General features: G+C 74.1%; 16 protein-coding genes. 7 read left to right on the top strand and 9 right to left on the bottom strand.

Annotated features, from left to right (window positions below):
* Nucleotides 1–37 precede the first annotated feature (37 nt).
* Both gyrB and ACI79C_RS06705 read right to left on the bottom strand, forming a co-directional pair.
* The gene (gyrB, locus tag ACI79C_RS06710; RefSeq protein ID WP_456944851.1) at nucleotides 38–2,074 is read right to left on the bottom strand and encodes a DNA topoisomerase (ATP-hydrolyzing) subunit B; all 2,037 of its coding nucleotides are present in this window, start codon (nucleotides 2,072–2,074) and stop codon (nucleotides 38–40) included.
* Between the two features lie 315 nt (nucleotides 2,075–2,389).
* Nucleotides 2,390–3,814, bottom strand: coding sequence for an APC family permease (locus tag ACI79C_RS06705; RefSeq protein ID WP_456944850.1), 1,425 nt, complete (start codon nucleotides 3,812–3,814; stop codon nucleotides 2,390–2,392).
* Between the two features lie 132 nt (nucleotides 3,815–3,946).
* On the opposite strand from ACI79C_RS06705, the gene ACI79C_RS06700 reads away from it, so the two are divergent.
* A complete protein-coding gene (locus ACI79C_RS06700) occupies nucleotides 3,947–5,464 on the top strand; it encodes an SDR family oxidoreductase (protein ID WP_456944849.1) in 1,518 nt (505 codons plus the stop codon).
* A gap of 247 nt (nucleotides 5,465–5,711) precedes the next feature.
* On the opposite strand, the gene ACI79C_RS06695 is transcribed toward ACI79C_RS06700, so the two are convergent.
* From ACI79C_RS06695 to dnaA, 7 genes are all read right to left on the bottom strand, one after another.
* The gene (locus ACI79C_RS06695) at nucleotides 5,712–7,481 is read right to left on the bottom strand and encodes an ABC transporter ATP-binding protein (RefSeq protein WP_456944848.1); all 1,770 of its coding nucleotides are present in this window, start codon (nucleotides 7,479–7,481) and stop codon (nucleotides 5,712–5,714) included.
* On the bottom strand, nucleotides 7,478–8,428 hold the full coding sequence (locus tag ACI79C_RS06690) for a hypothetical protein (RefSeq protein ID WP_456944847.1): 951 nt from the start codon (nucleotides 8,426–8,428) through the stop codon (nucleotides 7,478–7,480). The genes ACI79C_RS06695 and ACI79C_RS06690 overlap by 4 nt, the downstream gene beginning before the upstream one ends.
* Before the next feature lie 41 nt (nucleotides 8,429–8,469).
* Complete coding sequence (locus ACI79C_RS06685) at nucleotides 8,470–8,976, bottom strand: DUF721 domain-containing protein (protein WP_456944846.1); 507 nt, start codon at nucleotides 8,974–8,976, stop codon at nucleotides 8,470–8,472.
* On the bottom strand, nucleotides 8,973–10,175 hold the full coding sequence (recF, locus tag ACI79C_RS06680; protein ID WP_456944845.1) for a DNA replication/repair protein RecF: 1,203 nt from the start codon (nucleotides 10,173–10,175) through the stop codon (nucleotides 8,973–8,975). The genes ACI79C_RS06685 and recF overlap by 4 nt, the downstream gene beginning before the upstream one ends.
* Before the next feature lie 90 nt (nucleotides 10,176–10,265).
* The gene (gnd, locus tag ACI79C_RS06675; RefSeq protein ID WP_456944844.1) at nucleotides 10,266–11,198 is read right to left on the bottom strand and encodes a phosphogluconate dehydrogenase (NAD(+)-dependent, decarboxylating); all 933 of its coding nucleotides are present in this window, start codon (nucleotides 11,196–11,198) and stop codon (nucleotides 10,266–10,268) included.
* A gap of 92 nt (nucleotides 11,199–11,290) precedes the next feature.
* Nucleotides 11,291–12,457, bottom strand: a complete 1,167-nt coding sequence (gene dnaN / locus ACI79C_RS06670) for a DNA polymerase III subunit beta (RefSeq protein WP_456944843.1) — start codon at nucleotides 12,455–12,457, stop codon at nucleotides 11,291–11,293.
* Nucleotides 12,458–13,342: 885 nt separating this feature from the next.
* On the bottom strand, nucleotides 13,343–15,118 hold the full coding sequence (gene dnaA, locus ACI79C_RS06665) for a chromosomal replication initiator protein DnaA (protein ID WP_456944842.1): 1,776 nt from the start codon (nucleotides 15,116–15,118) through the stop codon (nucleotides 13,343–13,345).
* 593 nt (nucleotides 15,119–15,711) lie between these two features.
* Between dnaA and rpmH the strand changes: the two genes are divergently transcribed.
* From rpmH to rsmG, 6 genes are all read left to right on the top strand, one after another.
* Entirely contained in the window at nucleotides 15,712–15,849 is a 138-nt protein-coding gene (gene rpmH, locus ACI79C_RS06660; RefSeq protein ID WP_089305879.1) for a 50S ribosomal protein L34, read from the top strand.
* Nucleotide 15,850: 1 nt separating this feature from the next.
* Nucleotides 15,851–16,234 carry a ribonuclease P protein component gene (rnpA, locus tag ACI79C_RS06655; RefSeq protein ID WP_456944841.1) on the top strand — a complete coding sequence of 128 codons (384 nt, stop codon included), beginning with the start codon at nucleotides 15,851–15,853 and terminating at the stop codon, nucleotides 16,232–16,234.
* On the top strand, nucleotides 16,231–16,578 hold the full coding sequence (yidD, locus tag ACI79C_RS06650; protein WP_456944840.1) for a membrane protein insertion efficiency factor YidD: 348 nt from the start codon (nucleotides 16,231–16,233) through the stop codon (nucleotides 16,576–16,578). Before rnpA ends, yidD begins: the two co-directional genes overlap by 4 nt.
* Nucleotides 16,571–17,662: a membrane protein insertase YidC gene (gene yidC / locus ACI79C_RS06645; protein ID WP_456944839.1), complete on the top strand. Its 1,092-nt coding sequence runs from the start codon at nucleotides 16,571–16,573 to the stop codon at nucleotides 17,660–17,662. Before yidD ends, yidC begins: the two co-directional genes overlap by 8 nt.
* A gap of 84 nt (nucleotides 17,663–17,746) precedes the next feature.
* Nucleotides 17,747–18,397 carry a Jag family protein gene (locus ACI79C_RS06640; RefSeq protein WP_456944838.1) on the top strand — a complete coding sequence of 217 codons (651 nt, stop codon included), beginning with the start codon at nucleotides 17,747–17,749 and terminating at the stop codon, nucleotides 18,395–18,397.
* Nucleotides 18,394–19,065 (top strand): 16S rRNA (guanine(527)-N(7))-methyltransferase RsmG, encoded by a 672-nt coding sequence (gene rsmG, locus ACI79C_RS06635; protein WP_456944837.1) that lies wholly within the window; start codon nucleotides 18,394–18,396, stop codon nucleotides 19,063–19,065. The genes ACI79C_RS06640 and rsmG overlap by 4 nt, the downstream gene beginning before the upstream one ends.
* Nucleotides 19,066–19,074: the final 9 nt, after the last annotated feature.

Genomic DNA, 19,074 nt, shown 5'->3' with positions numbered 1-19,074 from the left:
CGCGGGGCTGCGCGCGGTGGGGCGAGGGGGTCCTCCCTCAGACGTCGAGGAAGCGGACGTCCTTGGCGTTGCGGGTGATGAAGCTGCGGCGGGCCTCGACGTCCTCGCCCATCAGCACGCTGAACAGCTCGTCGGCGGTGGCGGCGTCCTCGAGGGTGACCTGCAGCAGGATGCGCGACTCGGGGTTCATCGTGGTCTCCCACAGCTCGGTCGCGTTCATCTCGCCGAGGCCCTTGAAGCGCTGGATCGCGTCGTCCTTGGGCAGCTTGCGGCCCGACTCCGCGCCGGCCCGCAGGACGGCGTCGCGCTCCTTGTCGGAGTAGACGTACTCGTCGCCGTGCTTGCCGCCCCACTTGATCTTGTACAGCGGCGGCTGCGCCAGGTAGACGTGGCCGGCCTCGACCAGCGGCCGCATGAAGCGGAACAGCAGGGTCAGCAGCAGCGTGCGGATGTGCTGGCCGTCGACGTCGGCGTCGGCCATCAGCACGATCTTGTGGTAGCGGAGCTTCGACAGGTCGAACTCGTCGTGGATGCCGGTGCCGAACGCGGTGATCATCGACTGGACCTCGTTGTTCTTGAGGACCCGGTCGATGCGCGCCTTCTCGACGTTGATGATCTTGCCGCGGATCGGCAGGATCGCCTGGAACATCGAGTCGCGGCCGGACTTGGCCGAGCCGCCGGCGGAGTCACCCTCGACGATGTAGATCTCGGAGTTGCGCGGGTCGGTGGACCGGCAGTCGGCCAGCTTGCCCGGCAGCGAGTTGTTGCTCAGCAGGTTCTTGCGGGCCAGCTTGCGGGCGTCCTGCGCCGCGCGACGGGCACGGGCGGCCGACGAGGCCTTGTTGATGATCGTCTTGGCCTCGGTCGGGTTGGCCTCGAACCAGTGCGCGATCTGCTCGTTGCACACCCGCTGGACGAAGCCCTTGACCTCGGTGTTGCCGAGCTTGGTCTTCGTCTGGCCCTCGAACTGCGGGTCGCCGATCTTCACCGAGACGATCGCGGCCAGGCCCTCGCGGATGTCCTCGCCGGTGAGTTTCTCGTCCTTGGGCTTGAAGAGCTTCTTGTCCTCGGCGTACCGGTTGACGATCGAGGTGAGCGCCGTGCGGAAGCCCTCCTCGTGGGTGCCACCCTCGTGCGTGTTGATCGTGTTGGCGAACGAGTAGACCGACTCGGAGTAGGCGTCGGACCACTGCATCGCGACGTCGACGCTCATCCGCATGTCGTTCTTGCCGGTGCCCTCGGCGCCGAAGCTGATGATCGAGCGGTGGATCGCCGTCTTCTTGGCGTTGATGTGCTTGACGTAGTCCTCGAGGCCGCCGTCGTACCGGTAGGTGATCTCCGTGGCCTCGAACGCCTGCTCCTCGGCGCCCGGCTCCGGGGCGGCCTCGGCGAGGGTGACCTCCTCGGCCATGCCGGTCTCGGCCTTGCCCTGACCGGGGCGCTCGTCGCGCAGCACGATGGTCAGGCCCTTGTTGAGGAAGGCCATCTCCTGCAGCCGGCGGCTGATCGTGTCGAACGAGTAGGTCGTCGTCTCGAAGATGTCGCCGTCGGCCCAGAAGGTGATCTGGGTGCCGCGCTTCTTCGTCGGGCCGACCTTCTCCAGCGGCCCGGGCTTGGCCATGTCGTAGCGCTGGTGCCACTCGGTGCCGTCCCGCCAGATGCGGACGTCGAGGGCGGTGGACAGCGCGTTGACGACGGTGACGCCGACGCCGTGCAGACCGCCGGAGACCGCGTAGCTCTTGCCGTCGAACTTGCCGCCCGCGTGGAGGATGGTCATGACCACCTCGACGGTGGGCCGCTTCTCCACCGGGTGCATGTCGACCGGGATGCCACGGCCGTTGTCCTCGACCCGGACGCCGCCGTCGGCCAGCAGGGTGACCTTGACGGTGTCGCAGTGACCGGCGAGGGCCTCGTCGACGGAGTTGTCGACGACCTCCCACACCATGTGGTGCAGGCCCCGCTCACCGGTCGACCCGATGTACATGCCGGGACGCTTGCGGACGGCCTCGAGACCCTCGAGGACGGTGATGGAGCTGCCGGAGTACGCGTTGTCAGTCTTCGGTCGAGCGACCACGTGGGGCCCTTCTGTCGCGCAACCGGCGCACGGCTCCCCCGCGAGCGGCGGGGGGCGAGACGGCGTGGAGAGGCACTCAGCCGGTTGCTGGCGGTTCCTGCTCTCCAGGATACCGGGTCCTACGACAGGAATGCGGCCGTCCACGCCCTGAGGGGGTGTCTGCGCCACTCGCGGCTCGTCCGCCACCCCCGATGGTGGCCCCTGGGTCGACACGCCGACCCTGCGCCTCTGGCGGCCCCGCTCACCCGCGGCCCCGCCCCGGCCCCCTGCAGGGTCCCGCCGCGGGCTCGCGAGGGGCGGGGGCAGGGCCTTGAGTCAGTTGTGCGGTCCGCTCGGGCGCTCGCCGGCCAGGTGCGCGGGGTCCATCGGCGCGGGCCGCTGCCCCGTGCGCCGGTTGACGAGGACCGTCACCGCCCAGAGGACGACGCCGATGGCGAGCAGTACGCCGGCGATCCGGTACTGCTCGGTGGGCCGCCCCGCCCAGGGCGTGGCGAGGAAACCGCAGGCCAGTGCCCCGACGACCGGGAGGACGGTGGGGGTGCGGAAGTGGCCGGCGTCGACCCGGTCCCGGCGCAGCACGAGGACGGCGACGTTGACGACGGTGAAGACGATCAGCAGCAGCAGGGCCGTCGTGCCGCCGAGGGCCGGCACCTCGCCGACGAAGGTGATCAGGCCGAAGGCCAGCGCGGTGGTGAACAGGATCGCCGTGGTGGGGGTGCGCCGGCGCGGGTGGACCCGGCCCAGCAGCCGCGGCAGCACCCGCTCGCGGCTCAGGCCGTAGACCAGCCGGCTGGCCATGAGCATGTTGATCAGCGCCGAGTTGGCGACCGCGAACATCGTGATGACGCCGAACAGCCCGAGCGGGAAGCCGGGCGCGCCGGCCTGCACCACCTGCAGCAGCGGGGTGTCGCCCTCGCTGAGCCGGTCGGCCGGCACCAGCGCGATCGCCGAGATCGACACCAGCACGTAGATCAGGCCGGTCAGGCACAACCCGGCGAGCAGCACCTTGGGGAAGATCCGGCGCGGCTCCTTGCACTCCTCGGCCATGTTCACGGAGTCCTCGAAGCCGACCATCGCGAAGAAGGCCAGGCCGGTCGCGGCGATGACCCCACCGAGCACCGACCGCTCCCCGGTGTCGAACTCGGTGACCCGGGAGAAGTCGCCCTCGCCGCCCCCGAGGGCCCAGACGCCGACCCCGATGACGATGAGCAGGCCGGTGAGCTCCACGCAGGTGAGCAGCACGTTGGCCTTGACGCTCTCCCCCACCCCGCGCAGGTTCACCAGCGCGACCAGCGTCATGAAGCCCAGGCCGATCAGCGTGATGCCGATGCCCTCACCCAGGCTGAGGCCGAAGACGCTGGCGAAGTTGGCGCTGAACGCGCGCGCGGCGGTGGACGCCGAGGTGATGCCGGAGCTCATCACCGCGAAGGCGACCAGGAACGTGACGAAGTGGACGCCGAACGCCTTGTGCGTGTACAGCGCCGCGCCGGCCGCCTGCGGGTACTTGGTCACCAGCTCGAGGTAGCTGAACGCGGTCACGAGGGCGACGAGGAAGGCGACCAGGAACGGCAGCCAGACCACCCCGCCGACCTGGGCGGCGACCTGGCCGGTGAGCGCGTAGATCCCGGTCCCGAGGACGTCACCGACGATGAACAGCAGGAGCAGGCCCGGGCCCATCACCCGCTTGAGGGCGGGCTGGCCGTCCTCGGTCCGGTCGACGACGGCGCTGCTCTCCGCCATGGCTGCCTCCTGAGCTGTCCCGGTCACTCCCGTGTCCGACCGCCGTTGGCCAGGCTGTGGTGCCCGATCGTGGCCCGGCAGCCGGTCGCGCGCGACCCGAGCGGACTGCCCGCTGCGGCCGGACACTGGGGCATGGCCGAACCCGCCGCCGCCCCGAAGACCTGTCTCGTCACCGGTGCCACCGGCTACATCGGGGGCCGGCTGGTCCCCGAGCTGCTCCGGGCCGGGCACCGGGTCCGCGTCATGACCCGCTCGCCGGAGCGGCTGCGCGACCACCCGTGGGCCGGCCAGGTGGAGGTCGCCCGCGCCGACGCCGGGGACGCCGACGCGGTCGCGGCGGCCTGCGCCGGGGTCGACGTCGTCTACTACCTGGTCCACGCGCTGGGGACCGGGCCGGAGTTCGAGGAGACCGACCGGCGGACCGCCCGGGTGATGGCCCGCGCAGTGCGGGAGGCCGACGTCGGGCGGCTGGTCTACCTCGGCGGGCTCGAGCCGCGCGACGAGGAACTCTCCCCCCACCTGCGCTCCCGGGCGGAGGTCGCGCAGATCCTGCTGGCCTCCGGCGTCCCGACCGTCGTCCTGCGGGCGGCCGTGGTGCTGGGGTCGGGGTCGGCGTCCTTCGAGATGCTCAGATACCTGACCGAGCGGCTGCCGGTGATGGTGACGCCGCGGTGGGTGCACAGCCGCATCCAGCCGATCGCGATCCGCGACGTCCTCCGGTACCTCGTCGGGTGCGCGACGCTGCCGCCCGACGTCTCCCGCTGTTTCGACATCGGCGGACCCGACGTCATGGACTACGCCGAGATGATGCAGCGCTTCGCGGTGGTGGCCGGCCTGCCGCGGCGCCGGATCCTGCCGGTGCCGCTGTTCACCCCGTCGCTGTCGAGCCACTGGGTCGGGCTGGTCACCCCGGTGCCCGCCGGGATCGCCCGCCCGCTGGTGGAGTCGCTGCGCAACACCGTCGTCTGCGGCGAGCACGACATCGCCCGCTACGTGCCGGACCCGCCGGAGGGCCTGCTCGGGTTCGACGACGCGGTGCGGCTGGCCATCCAGCGGACCCGCGACTCCGCCGTGGCCACCCGCTGGGCGTCGGCGTCGGTGCCCGGGGCGCCGTCGGACCCGCTGCCGACCGACCCCGACTGGGCCGGCGGCAGCCTCTACGTCGACGAGCGCACCCGGGCGACCGACGCCGCGCCGGCCGACCTGTGGCGGGTCGTCGAGGGCATCGGCGGGGACACCGGCTGGTACTCCTTCCCGCTGGCCTGGGAGGTGCGCGGCTGGCTGGACCGTGCCGTCGGCGGGGTCGGCCTGCGGCGCGGCCGCCGCTCGCCGCGCGACCTCTACGTCGGCGACGCCCTGGACTTCTGGCGGGTGGAGGAGCTCGACGAGGGCCGGCTGCTGCGGCTGCGCGCCGAGATGCGGGTCCCCGGGCTGGCCTGGTTGGAGTTCCACGTGGAACAGGAGGGCGGGCGCACCCGGCTGCGGCAGAAGGCGACGTTCCGGCCGCACGGGTTGTTCGGCCATCTCTACTGGTGGGTGCTGGTCCCGTTCCACGGGTTCGTCTTCGGGGCCATGGCGCGCAACATCTGCCGCGCCGCGGAGCAGGGGACGGCGGCCGCCGCGGGGGAGCACCGAGCCCGAGCAGTGTGATCCGTCCGCCTCCGGCCGACACCGCGGCCAGGTGCCGTCCCCCGGTTGCGCTGAGCCCCACTCGGCACTCGCTCGCGGGTGCCTCCGGCCCCCACTCCTCGCACCGCCCCGCAGCGCGCCTCACGTCAGGCGCCGATCTCCGGCCGCAGCCGCTCTGCAGGTACCGGACACACCTCGTGGTCGCCGACCTCGCGGTGTGCGGTGCGGTCGGCGACCAGGAGGTGGGGTCGGCCGGGTGGTCCCCCGGTCACACCAGCAGCTGGGCGGCGGCGAGCTCGCGGTAGAGCGGGCTGGTCTCCACCAGCTGCTCGTGGGTGCCGCGGGCGACCACCCGCCCGCCGTCGAGCACCACGATCTGGTCGCTGTCGAGCACCGTCGACAGCCGGTGGGCGACCACCAGCAGCGCCCGGTCGGCGGCGGCCGCGGCGAGCGTGTTCCGCAGCAGCTGCTCGTTGCGGGCGTCGAGGCTGGCGGTGGGCTCGTCGAGCAGCAGCAGCGCCGGGCGGGCCAGCAGGGAACGGGCGATCGCCAGCCGCTGCCGCTCCCCGCCGGACAGGAGCACGCCGTCGTCCCCGACCGGCACGTCCAGCCCGCGCGGCGAGCGCTGCACCACCTCGGTCAGCCCGACGTCGGCGAGCACGGCCCACAGCTCGGGGTCGGTCGCGCCGGGCGCGGCCAGCAGCAGGTTGTCCCGCACCGACCCGGCGAGGACCGGAGCCTCCTGCTCGACGTGACCCAGCCGGGCGCGCAGACCGGCCCGCGGCAGGTCCCGGACGTCGGTGCCCGCCCACCGGATCACCCCGCCGGTGAGCGGGTAGAAGCCCTCGACCAGGGCCAGCACCGTGGACTTGCCCGCCCCGGACGGGCCGACCAGCGCGACCCGGCTCCCGGCCGGCACGACCAGGGACACCCCGTGCAGCACCTCGGTGCCGTCGGGGTAGGCGAACCTCACGTCGTCCAGCTCGAGCAGCGGGACGCCGGAGGCCGGGGGCGAGCCGGGGACGGCGACGGTCGCCCCGCCCCGCTCGGGCCGGGCGTCGACCTCGGCCGGCAGCGCCAGCACCTCCTGGATCCGGGTCAGCGCGCCGAGCCCGGTCTGCAGCTGGGTCCACGCACCGATCGCCTGGCCCAGCGGCATGACCAGCAGGAACAGGTACAGGATGAAGGCCACCAGGTCGGCGACGGCGATCGAGCCGGTGGCGACCCGGTACCCGCCCAGCCCGAGGACGGCGAGGAACGCGCCCTGGACGGCGATGGAGCCGGCGGGGGAGACCAGCGCCTCCAGCCGCGCCACCCGCACCCCGGCCGCGTAGGCCCGGCCCGCGCTGGCGCCGACGACCCCGACCTCGCGCCCGGTGGCACCGCTGGCGCGGATGGTGCGGACGGCCGACAGCGCCCGCTCCACGGCGGCGGTCATCGCGCCGACCTCCTCCTGCGCCTGCTGCGAGAGCCGCCGCACCCGGCGGGCCACGGAGGCGACGACGGCGACGCCCAGCGCGACGGCGACCACCGTCACCAGCAGCAGCCAGCCGTCGACCAGCGCCATCGCCACCAGCGCGCCCGCCCCGACGACCACCGAGCCGGCGATGTCCGCCACGCCGGAGGTGACCGTGGCCCGCAGCAGCGTGGTGTCCGCGCCGACCCGCGACATCAGGTCACCCGTGCGCCGCCGGTCGTACTCGGCGACCGGGAGCCGCAGCAGCCGGTCCGCCAGCGTGCGGCGGGTCGTGAGCACCACGCCCTCGCCGGTGCGCTGCAGCAGGTACTGCTGGAAGGCGTTGAGCGCGGAGGAGGCGACGAGCACGGCGAGCAGCACCAGCACCGGGGGCAGCAGTGCCCGTCCCGCACCGACCGCGTCGATGACGCCCGCGACCAGGGCCGGCTGCGCCAGCGCCCCGGCGGCGGCGACCAGGGAGAGCGCCGCGGCGCCCAGCAGCGGCCCGCGGTGGGGGCGCAGCAGCGGGAGGAGCTCGCGCAGGCCGGCCGCCGGTGCCGGCGGACCGGCCGGCTCGCTCACGAGACGACGGCGAGGGCGCCGACGATGGCGGTGAGCAGGCGGGCGTGGTGCTCGATCAGCTCGGGGCGCTGGCCGTCGGGCCGGACGGCCGCGACATGACCGGCCGCCGTCCAGAACTCGTCGCCGTCGTCGGTGTTCAGCAGCAGGCCGCGCACGGTGGCGTCCTCGACCAGCCGCCGGGTCGCCGGCCCGTCGTCGGCGGCCAGCAGCACCCAGCGGGCGTCGAACTCCGGGTCCCCGCTGGGTACCTGGACCAGCCCGCCGGTGCGGTGCTTCCAGAACCGGGCCGGGGACAGCCGCAGGGCCGGGACGGTGCCCAGCACCGGCGCGGCCGTGATCGCGTACTCGGGGACGACGTAGCGCCCGGAGGCGTAGACGACGTCGAAGGCGACCAGCTCGAGGGATCCGTACCGGCCGCGCATGACCCCGGCCGGCCGGTGGTCCTTGGTGGCGCGGACCGGCGCGGTGCGGACCAGCTCGGCGAGGACGGCGTCCTCGGGCCCGCTGCCGTCGGAGATGTCCCACCCGTGCTGGAGGGCCCAGCCCTGCGCGCCCACGGGGTCGCCCTGGTAGGCGAAGACCCGCTCGACCTCGCCGGGCGTGCGCGGACGCCGGGCGCCGAAGAGCCCGCCGCGCGCCGGGGCCTGCTCGGCCGGGGGTGCCCCGGCGGGCGGCTGCCAGCCGGAGGGCTCACTCGCGGGCGGCTGCCAGGCCGGCGGGTCCGCCGGCGGCTGCGAGGGGTGCGGCTGCGGTGCGGCGGGCCGCTCGGGCTCGGCGGCGGGCAGGTCCCAGCCGGGCGGCTGCCACGGCGCGGACTCCTCGCGCGGCGGCTCCGCGGGCTCGGGCCGGGCGGCCTCCCCCCCGAGGTGGGTGGGCTCGCGCCAGGCGCTGCCGTCGTCCGGGCGGTCGTCGAAGCCGTCGCGGTCGCGATCACGGGGGCTGGTCATCGCTGCATCGTCCTCCCGACGGGCCGGCGACCGGCCCGCTGCTATCCGTACGTGTCCCGGGGCCCCCGCCCGCGGACCGACCGCGGGCCCTTCTTCCAGCTGGGGGCCGTCGGTCCGACAACGCGCAGGCGGGTCACGACGTCCCCGCCGACCGAGGCGCGCAGCTTGCCGAGGATCGTCGGCGCGAGCAGCCGCAGCTGGGTGGCCCAGGCGGTGGACTCGGCCACCACGAGCAGCTCGCCCTCCGTGAGGGTCTGCGGCGTGCAGTGGGCGGCGATGTCGGGCCCGACCAGCGCCGACCACCGGCCGAAGACCGCGCCGACCCGGGTGTGCTCGGTCCAGTCCTGCGACGTGACGAGGGAGTCGACCAGCCGGCCCAGGGGCTGCGGGTCGTCGTCCCCGGGCCGGGGGCCGGTCCAGCTGCGGCGCGGGCCCGCGATCCGCCGGCGGGTGGGCCGGGGTCGCGCCGCGGAGGCCGCGCGGGCGGCCTCGAGCGCCGCCCGCGCGATGTCGCTGGGCCGGCCCGGGCGGTCGCCGTCCGCACTCATCGCGCTCCCTCGCCGAGCACCGCACCGTCCACGGCCCCATCCTCGGCACCCGGGGTCGCCAGCGGAACCGCCTGGCCGCCGGCCACCTGCACCACCGTGCGGCGCAGCTCGGGCGGGACGTCGTCGAGCACCGCGGCGGTGATCAGGGTCTGCTCCGCGGACCGGGCGACCGCGGCCAGGGCCGCGCGCCGGTCGGCGTCCAGGGTGGCGAAGACGTCGTCCAGGACCAGGATCGGCTCCTCACCGTCGGCGCGCAGCAGCGCGAAGCAGCCCAGCTTGAGCGCCAGGGCCAGGGACCAGGACTCGCCGTGGCTGGCGAACCCCTTGGCCGGCAGCGCGCCGAGGGAGAGGACCAGGTCGTCGCGGTGCGGGCCGACCAGGGTCACCCCCCGGTCGACCTCCTCGGCACGGCGCTCGGCGACCCGCTCGCGCAGCGCCGTGCTCAGCTCGGCGACGTCGGGCAGCCGGGCGTCCGGCGCGATCGGCGTCCCGTCCCCGGCCGACGGCACCGTGCTCGCGTAGCCCAGCGCCGCGACGGCGGCGTCCGGGCCGGCGACGTCGGCGTAGGCGCGGGCGACGTGCGGAGCGAGGTCGGCGACCAGCCGGAGCCGGGCCGCGAGCAGCTGCCCGCCGAGGTCGATCAGGTGGCCGTCCCAGACGTCGAGCGTGGCCAGCGCGTCACCGCGCGCCAGCCGGGCGGTCTTGAGCAGTGCGTTGCGCTGCTTGAGCACCCGCTCGTAGTCGCTGCGCACGCCGGCCAGCCGCGGCGTGCGGCTGACCAGCAGGTCGTCGAGGAAGCGGCGCCGCTCGGCCGGGTCGCCGCGGACCAGGACGAGGTCCTCCGGGGCGAAGAGCACGCTCTTCACCAGGCCGAGCAGCTCCCGCGGGCGGGGCAGCGGCGCGCGGTTGACCCGCACCCGGTTGGACCGGCCGGGGTTGATCTCGATCTCGACGAGCAGCTCGCGGTCCTCGCGCCGGAGTGCCGCGCGCACCACGGCCTGGGCCGCGCCCTGCCGCACCAGCGGGGCGTCGCCGGCGACCCGGTGGCTGCCCATGGTGGCGAGGTAGCCGACCGCCTCCACCAGGTTGGTCTTGCCCTCCCCGTTGCGGCCGACGAGGACCGTCGGCCCCGGGCGCAGAGCCAGGTCCACCCGCTCCCAGTTGCGGAACGAACCGAGCTGCAGGTGCCGGACGTACACCTCAGCGCCCCCGTGGCGAGGTGCTGGAACGGCCTCCCAGCAGGGGCCCGCCGCGGGCCTGCGAGTGGTGGGGGGCAGGGGGGTCCTTCCTCACGCGGGGCGCTCGGCCTCCTGCGCCTGGACGGCGTGGACGGCGTGGCCGCCGAACTGCTGGCGCAGCGCGGCGACGGCCTTCATCGTCGGCGAGTCGGTCTGCCGGGAGGAGAACCGCGCGAACAGCGACGCGGCGATCGCCGGCATCGGGACGGCGTTCTCGATGGCCTGCTCGACGGTCCAGCGGCCCTCGCCGGAGTCCTCCGCGTAGCCGGTGATCTTCTCCAGCGCCGGGTCCTCCTCCAGCGCGCGGACCAGGAGGTCCAGCAGCCACGAGCGGATGACCGTGCCCTGGGTCCAGGACTTGACGACGCCGGGCACGTCCTCGATGAGGTCGACGGCGGCCAGCAGTTCGTAGCCCTCGCCGTAGGCCTGCATCATCGCGTACTCGATGCCGTTGTGGACCATCTTGGAGAAGTGGCCGGCACCCACGGGGCCGGCGTGCACGAACCCGGCGCCCGGGAGCTCCTGGCCCGACTCGTCCTTGGGGGAGGGCGGCTTGAGCGCGTCGAAGACCGGCTGCACCTTGGCGACGTCGTCCTTGGTGCCCCCCACCATCAGCGCGTAGCCGTTCTCCAGGCCCCAGACCCCACCGGAGACGCCCGCGTCGACGTAGCCGACGCCCTTCTCGCGGCACATCACGTCGTGGACCTGGTCGTCGGTGTACTTCGAGTTGCCCCCGTCGACGATCACGTCACCGGGGCTGAGCAGCTCGGCCAGCTCCTTGACCGTCGCCCGCGTCGGCTCGCCGGCCGGCACCATCACCCACACCACGCGCGGCGCCTCAAGCGCCTCCACCAGCGCGGGCAGGCTGTCGACGTCCCGCTTCTCCGGGTGGTGGTCGAAACCGACGACCTCGTGGCCGGCGCGGCGCAACCGCTCGGCCATGTTGCCGCCCATCTTGCCCAGCCCGATCAGCCCCAGCTGCACGACGTCGTCCTCTCCTCGGGGGTCTCTCGGGACCCCATCGTGCTCGTCCGGTACGACCGCCGCGCGGCGGCCCCTCGACGGACCTCGTCCACTCACCCGGGCAGCCGCACCGGCATGATCAGGTAGCGGTAGCTGCCCGGCCGCTCGGCCGGACGGGCCTCGCCCTCACCCTCGCCGTCGGCCGCCGGCTCCTCCACACCGGAGAGGACGGCGGGCTTGAGCGGGCTGGTGAAGTCCATCCGAGCGCGGCCGGTGTGGACCGAGGCCAGCCCGTCGAGCAGGAACGTCGGGTTGAAGCCGATGGTCAGCGGCTCCCCGTCGAACTCGACGTCGCAGCGCTCCTCGGCCTGCCCCTCGTCGTCGCTGCCCCCGGCCCGCAGGGTGACCTGGCCCGGGGTGAACTCGCAGCGCAGCGGCGTGCCGCGCTCGGCGACCAGGGCCACGCGCTTGGCGGCGTCGGTGAACAGCCCGACCGGCAGCGTCGCGTTGGCCTGCGACTCGTTGGGCATGATCGCCCGGTACTTGACGAACTCCGCGTCGAGCAGGCGGGTGGTCGTCTGCCTGTCCTTCCCCGACAGGCCCAGGATCCCCTCGCCCGAGCCGCTGGACGACAGCGAGATCGTGATCTCCGGTCCGCTGGTCAGCGTGCGGGCGGCGTCGGCCAGCGTGCGGGCGGGCACCAGCACCGCGGCCGAGAGCCCCGGGGTCTCCGGCCGCCAGGCGAACTCGCGCACCGCCAGCCGGTAGCGGTCGGTGGCGGCGAGGGTCACCAGGTCGTCCTCGATCTCCAGCCGGACGCCGGTCAGCATCGGCAGGGTGTCGTCGCGGCCGGCGGCGATGGCCACCTGCCCCACGGCCTCGGCGAAGACGTCGCTGTCGACCACACCGGCCGACGACGGCATGGCCGGCAGGGACGGGTAGTCCTCCACCGGCAGCGTCGGCAGGCTGAACCGCGCGTTGCCGCAGGCGATGGACAGCCGCGGGCCCTCGGCGGTGATGTCGACCGGGTGCGGGGGCAGCGCGCGGGTGATCTCGGCGAGCAGCCGGCCCGGCACGAGGGTGCGACCGCTCTCGGTGGCCTGCACGTCGACCTCCGCGCGCGCGGAGACCTCGTAGTCGAAGCCGGAGACCGACAACTGGCTGCCGTCGACCTCCAGCAGGATCCCGGCCAGGACCGGCACCGACGGCCGGGGCGGGAGGCTGCGCGCCGTCCATGCGACCGCATCGGCGAGCACCTCACGTGCCACCCGGAACTTCATGACCTGACCCACCCCAGCTGTCGTCGTGTTCCTCCACTGCGGTGCTCATCGTGCCTTCTACGGGCGACAAGGGGGTAACCGCTGTCCCCCGGATGGACCGCTCCTGCCCCTCGAGCCGCAGCTTCCCCACCCTGAATGTGGTTCGAGAAAGCCTCGATCTCTCTCCCTCATCCTCGTCATCACTGGTGTGGAACCTGGGGATCGAGGCCGTCCGTGCAGGTCAGGGCCGAAGTCGACATGTTGGCCCGCTGTGGGTGGACGGGCGCCGGCTGTTGTCGACACGTGGACATCTCGACGGTCGTGCACACCCACCCCCGTCCGTCCACCTGCTGTCCCCCGGTCCGTCCCGTGCCCGTCCCCAGTTCGTACCCAGGCCCCCGGCCCCGGCGGACGACGACCGCGCCGACGACCAGCGCAGATCCGGCATCTGTGCAGGTCAGAGGCACGTCGCGGGGAATCACACGCTCTCGGGGATCGGTCGTCGCGCCGGGCACGTCGTGACCGCCCGTGAGCAGTCGGCGTGAGATCTCCCCAACCTGTGCACATTCCTGGGGACAACTCCTCGACGAGTCGACCGAGGTCACCGGTACGGGTGACCACCAGGCCGCCGTCTCCGCGGGGACGGCGCACGCCCACGTGCCCACAGGTCTGTGGACAAGTCGACGCCTGGGGGACGGCCGTTGGCCGCGGTCGGCGCGACGAGCGGGGGCCCGGAGGGTTCCCCGAGGAGGGGCGGGGTGGGCTCAGTGCCTCGGGGGGACGGCCGTTGGCCGCGGTCGGCGCGACGAGCGGGGGCCCGGAGGGTTCCCCGAGGAGGGGCGGGGTGGGCTCAGTGCCTCGGGGGGACGGCCGTTGGCCGCGGTGTCGCCCGGTAGGGCGACAGAGTCATTGCCGCGCGCGGCTCTTGATGCGGGCGGTCAGCTCGGTGACCTGCGTGTACGTCGCCCGGCGCTCGCTCATCAGGTTGGTGATCTTCTTGACGGCGTGCATGACCGTGGTGTGGTCCTTGCCGCCGAAGGAGGCGCCGATCCGCGGCAGGGACAGCTCGGTCAGCTCCCGGCACAGGTACATCGCGATCTGCCGGGCGTTGACCAGCGTGCGGCTGCGGTTGGAGCCCTGCAGCTCCTCCATCGTCACGGAGAAGTACTCGGCCGTGGCGGCCATGATGATCGCGGCGGTGATCTGCGGGCCCTGCTCGTCGCTGATCAGGTCCTTGAGCACCAGCTCGGCGAGCGGCAGGTCGACCTGCTGCTTGTTCAACGACGCGAACGCGGTGACCCGGATCAGCGCGCCCTCGAGCTCGCGGATGTTGGTCTGCACCTTGCTGGCGATGAACTCCAGCACCGCGTCGGGCACCTGCAGCCGCTCGCCGTAGGCCTTCTTCCGCAGGATGGCGATGCGGGTCTCCAGGTCCGGCGCCTGGACGTCGGTGATCAGCCCCCACTCGAACCGGGTGCGCAGCCGGTCCTCCAGCGTCGTCAGCTTCTTCGGTGCGCGGTCGGAGGTGATGACGATCTGCTTGCTGGCGTTGTGCAGCGTGTTGAACGTGTGGAAGAACTCCTCCTGCGTCCGCTCGGCGCGCTCCAGGAACTGGATGTCGTCGATGAGTAGGAAGTCGATGTCCCGGTAGCGCCGGCGGAAGTCCTCGGCCCGGCCGGAGTGCACCAGGTTGATGAACTCGTTGGTGAACTCCTCGGTGCTCACGTACCGCACCCGCACGTTGGGGAACATCCGCGCTGCGTAGTGGCCGATCGCGTGCAGCAGGTGGGTCTTGCCCAGCCCGGAGTCGCCGTAGATGAACAGCGGGTTGTAGGCGCGGGCCGGCGCCTCGGCCACCGCCACCGCCGCGGCGTGCGCGAAGCGGTTGCTGTTGCCGATGACGAAACTGTCGAAGACGTACTTGGGGTTCAGCCCCGGGTCCTGGGCGCTGCCGGCGGGTGGGCGGCGGTCGCCGAACAGCGGGACGGCGTCGCCGCGGCCGCCACCGGCACGGCCGTCGGCCCGCCGGCCCCGGCCGGCGGGGGGCGCCACCGCCTCGTCGTCCGGCTCGCCCCCGGTGTCCAGGTCGAAGGGCAGGACGGCGGCACCGTCGTCGGCGCCGCCGCCCCAGTCGCGCGCCGCGCGCCCACCACGGGCGGCGGCACGGCGGGCCGGCGGGCTCCAGTCGGTCGGTGCCCACTCCTCGTCGCGCTCCGCGGCCGGGGGCTCGGGGGCGACCGGCCGCTCCGCGGCGTCGCGCTCCCAGGTCAGCGGCGCGGTCACGTCGGTGCGCACGCCGAAGGCGCTGCGGCCGTCGTCGGTGCGGTCGCGGGTCTCCCGGTCCTCCTCGGCGCGCTGCGCCTCGACGGCCGCCCACGGACGCCGGGTCGGGACCTCCTCGCGCGGCGGTTCGGGCGCGGCCGGCGTGTCCTCCACCTGGACGGCGACGCGGATGTCGCGGCCCAGGTGCTCCGACAGCGCCTCGGCCAGCACCCGGCGCATCCGCGACTCGAGCACGGTCTGGGTGAACTCGTTGGGCGCCGACAGCACCGCGGTGTCCTCGAACACACCCACCGGGCGGGTCAGGTTCAGCATCGCATTTTGCTGCGGGGACAGGCTCGTCGCCAGCCGCTCGCGGATCTGGTCCCAGACCGTCGCCAGGTCCACCGTGGCATCGGCCATGGCCGTGTCCTCCCCAAACCGTGTGTGCGTCGCCCCTGCCGCGACCGTCCCGCTGCCGGGGCTCCGTCGTCCCCCGGTGAGTCCCCCGTTGTGGACATCCGGACACACGGTGTCCACACCAGTGTCCACAGGCTGTGCACGACCAGTGACGAATTCGGCGGACATCCGATCGGGTGGATCGGGCAGAGGCGTCGTCGCTGGTCAGGAGGTCGTACTGGGGGCGGTTCGGAGGGCGCGGTGGTCGGTCGACCCAGCGGGGCGGCCCCTGCGCCGGACTCGGATGTCCGGTGTGGAGCGACGGCGACGCTAACAGCCTCGTCCACAGCCCGGCAACGACGCCGCCGCCCGCAGGCGGTGTGCCCCCGCCCGTGTCGCCCGCGGCGCCCGGCGCGTCGCTGCCCTCCGCCGTCGGCCGTGGTGCAGCACTGACCAGTCGGACGCCGGACCGGGGCCTCCGGCAGGCCGCGATCCTCGGCTATGCTGGTGGGAGTCTGTGGACGGGGAGCCGGTTCCGCCGAGCTCCACCCGTCCCTCCGCGCGTGCCCGCCCACCGGTGGGTGCGCACCGTCGACGTCGTGTAGTGGGAGTACCTCGTGAGCAAGCGCACGTTCCAGCCGAACAACCGCCGCCGGTCCAAGACCCACGGTTTCCGGCTGCGGATGCGCACCCGCGCGGGCCGGGCGATCATCGCCGGCCGTCGGCGCAAGGGGCGCGAGAAGCTCTCCGCCTGAGGTGCTGCCCGCGCAGGCACGCCTGCGCCGGCGTCCGGAGTTCACCGCGGTCGTCCGGTCCGGCAGGCGCGCCGGACGGCCGACCATGGTGCTCCACTACCTCCCCGAACGGCCCGTGACCCCGACCCCCGGCGACGCCGGGGCGGCCGGCGGTCCACGGGCCGGCTTCGTCGTGGGCAAGGCCGTGGGCAACTCCGTGGTCCGGCACCGGGTCACCCGGCGGCTGCGCGCGGTCGTCCTGGAGCAGCTGCACCGCCTGCCACCGTCGGCCGACCTGGTCGTGCGTGCCCGGCCCGAGGCCGCGGCCGCCACCTCGGCGGACCTGCGCCGCGACCTGGCAGCGGGGCTGGACCGGGTCCTCGCCCAGCGGGCCCGCACCTCGTGACCGCCGTCCCCGGCACCGCCGGTCCCGACTCCCCTGCCGCGCGCGGCCGGGTCGGCCGGGCGCTGCTGGCCGCGGTGGGCTTCTACCAGCGGGCGATCAGCCCGGCCCTGCCCCCGCGCTGCCGCTTCGCCCCCACGTGCAGCGCCTACGCCGCCGAGGCGATCGCGGTGCACGGCGCCGGCCGCGGAACCTGGCTGGCGCTGCGGCGGTTGCTCAAGTGCGCGCCCTGGCACCCCGGTGGGTTCGACCCGGTGCCACCGGCGCGCACGGCTCCCCCCGCATCAGACCGAGCTCACCCTCCGGCACCCCGCCGGGCCGCGCAGCAGGAGGCTGGCGTTGCTTGACTGGCTCTACACCGCCATCTCCTGGGTCATGGCCCGGTGGCACGCGTTGTTCTCCACGTTCCTGGACCCGGCGGGCGGCATCACCTGGGCGCTGTCGATCATCTTCCTGGTCGTCACCGTCCGGCTGATCCTCTTCCCGCTGTTCGTCAAGCAGGTCAAGTCGCAGCGGGCGATGCAGGAGATCCAGCCGGAGATCCAGCGGCTGCGGAAGCAGTACGGCAGCGACAAGCAGGGCTTCAGCCAGGCGATGATGGCGCTGCAGAAGGAGCGCGGGGTCAACCCGCTGGCCGGCTGCCTGCCGATCCTGCCGCAGATCCCGGTCTTCCTCTCGCTGTTCCACGTCCTGCGGCGGCTGGCCCCGGGCGCTCCGGGGCTCTACAGCTGGGACGACACCCTCACCGACCAGGCGGCCTCCGCCGACCTGTTCGGGGCGCCGATCTCGTCCTCGTTCACCATGAGCGGGCCCAAGGCGGAGGCGATCCTGGCCCTGCCCGGCGTGGGGCAGCTCAACATCCGCATCGTCGCGTTCGTGCTCATCGTGATCATGTGCACGACCACCTACGTCACGCAGAAGCAGACGATGAAGCGGTCCGGCCCGGTCGAGGGCCAGGCGGCCACGGTGCAGAAGCTGCTGCTCTACGGCATGCCGATCAGCCTCTTCGTCACCGGGTTCTTCTTCCCGATCGGCGTCCTCCTGTACTGGATGACGAACAACCTGTGGACGCTGGGCCAGCAGTTCTTCATCCTGCGCAAGCTGCCCCCACCCGGCTCCGACGCCGCCAAGGCCAAGGCCGCCGCCGACAAGCCGGCGACCGACCCGAAGGCCCTCGCGCCCAAGCCCGGCGCCAAGCCGGTGCGACCGAAGCAGGGCCGGCCCGCGGCGCCCGCGTCGACGGTCGACCCCGCGAACCCCACGGGTGACACCACGCCGGTCGACGACGTGCCGCCCCCCGGGGCCACGGCCGCCGGGTCCAACGGCCAGCCGCCGGGCGGCGGCAAGGGCACGGGCAGCCGGCCGCGCAGCTCCGGCACCCGGGGCGGGAGCCAGGGCCCGGCCAACCGGGGGAAGCGCAAGCGCCGCTGACACCACCGGCGTCCGCTGCGGACGCCCGCCGGCCATCGACCACCGGGGAAGCCCGGACGCCTGCACCAACTGGGAGGAATCGCGATGAGCGCCCCGCAGCACCCCACTGACACGGCCGGGACCGCCGCCACGGCGGAGGCCACCTCCGGCGCCGTCCTCAGCCCGGTGCCCGACGAGGCCGACGGACCGGCCCAGCCCGACCTCCCCGACGAGGGCGCCGAGGGCGCGGACGCGGTCGTCGAGGACACCGACGACGAGGACACCGACGACGCGGACGACCTGCTGGTCCGCGAGGGCGACGTGGCCGGCGACTACCTCGAGCGGCTGCTGGACATCCTCGACGTCGACGGCGACATCGACCTCGACGTGGAGGGCGACCGGGCCTCCGTCGCGATCGTCGGCGGCGACCTGCGCGACCTCGTCGGGTCCGACGGCGCGGTGCTGGAGGCGCTGCAGGAGCTGACCCGCCTGGCCGTGGCCCAGTCGACCGGGGTCCGCAGCCGGCTGATGCTCGACATCGGCGGATACCGGGCCAAGCGCCGGGCCGACCTCACCTCGCTGGCGGCCGAGGCGGCCCGCCGGGTGGCGCAGAGCCGGCAGCCCGAGCGGCTCGCCGCGATGAACCCGTTCGAGCGCAAGGTCGTCCACGACGTCGTCGCGGGCATGTCCGGGGTGCGCAGCGAGTCCGAGGGCGAGGAGCCCAACCGCCGGGTCGTCGTCCTGCCCGATCGGTGACCGACGCCGCCACTCCCGACGCCGGCGCCCCAGCGGTCCCGCCGGCCCCTCCGGTCGCGCGCTCCGTCTTCGGCGAGGGGCTGGCCGACGCCGAGCGCTACGTGGCCCGGCTGGCCACCGACGGGGTCGTCCGCGGCCTGATCGGCCCGCGCGAGGTGCCCCGGCTGTGGGAGCGCCACGTGCTCAACAGCGCCGCGGTGGCCGAGGCCGTCCCGCCGGGCGCCCGGGTGGTGGACGTCGGCAGCGGAGCCGGCCTGCCGGGCATCCCCCTGGCGCTGGCCCGGCCGGACATCGAGCTCACCCTCGTCGAGCCCATGGCGCGGCGGGTGGAGTTCCTCGAGGAGGTCGTCGCCGAGCTCGGCGTCCCGTGGCGGGTGGTCCGCGGCCGGGCCGAGGAGCGCTCCGTGCGGGCGGCCGTCGGGCCGGTCGACGTCGTCACCGCGCGGGCGGTCGCCGCCCTCCCCCGGCTGGTCTCCTGGTGCCGTGGGCTGCTGCGGCCCGGCGCCCAGCTCGTGGCACTCGTCGGCGCCCGCGCGGTCGCGGAACTGCCCGCGATGGTGCCCGAGCTGGAGTCTGCGGGGATGCGGGAGGTCCACGTGCGGGCTGTCGGTGCCGAGCTCGGCGACGCTGCCACTACCGTGGTGGTCATGACCCGTGGGCCGCGGTGACCCGTCCGG

The organism is Geodermatophilus sp. SYSU D00697, assembly GCF_054050175.1.
The sequence above is the reverse complement of the archived record's forward strand: the minus strand, read 5'-3'. Positions and strand labels throughout refer to the sequence as shown.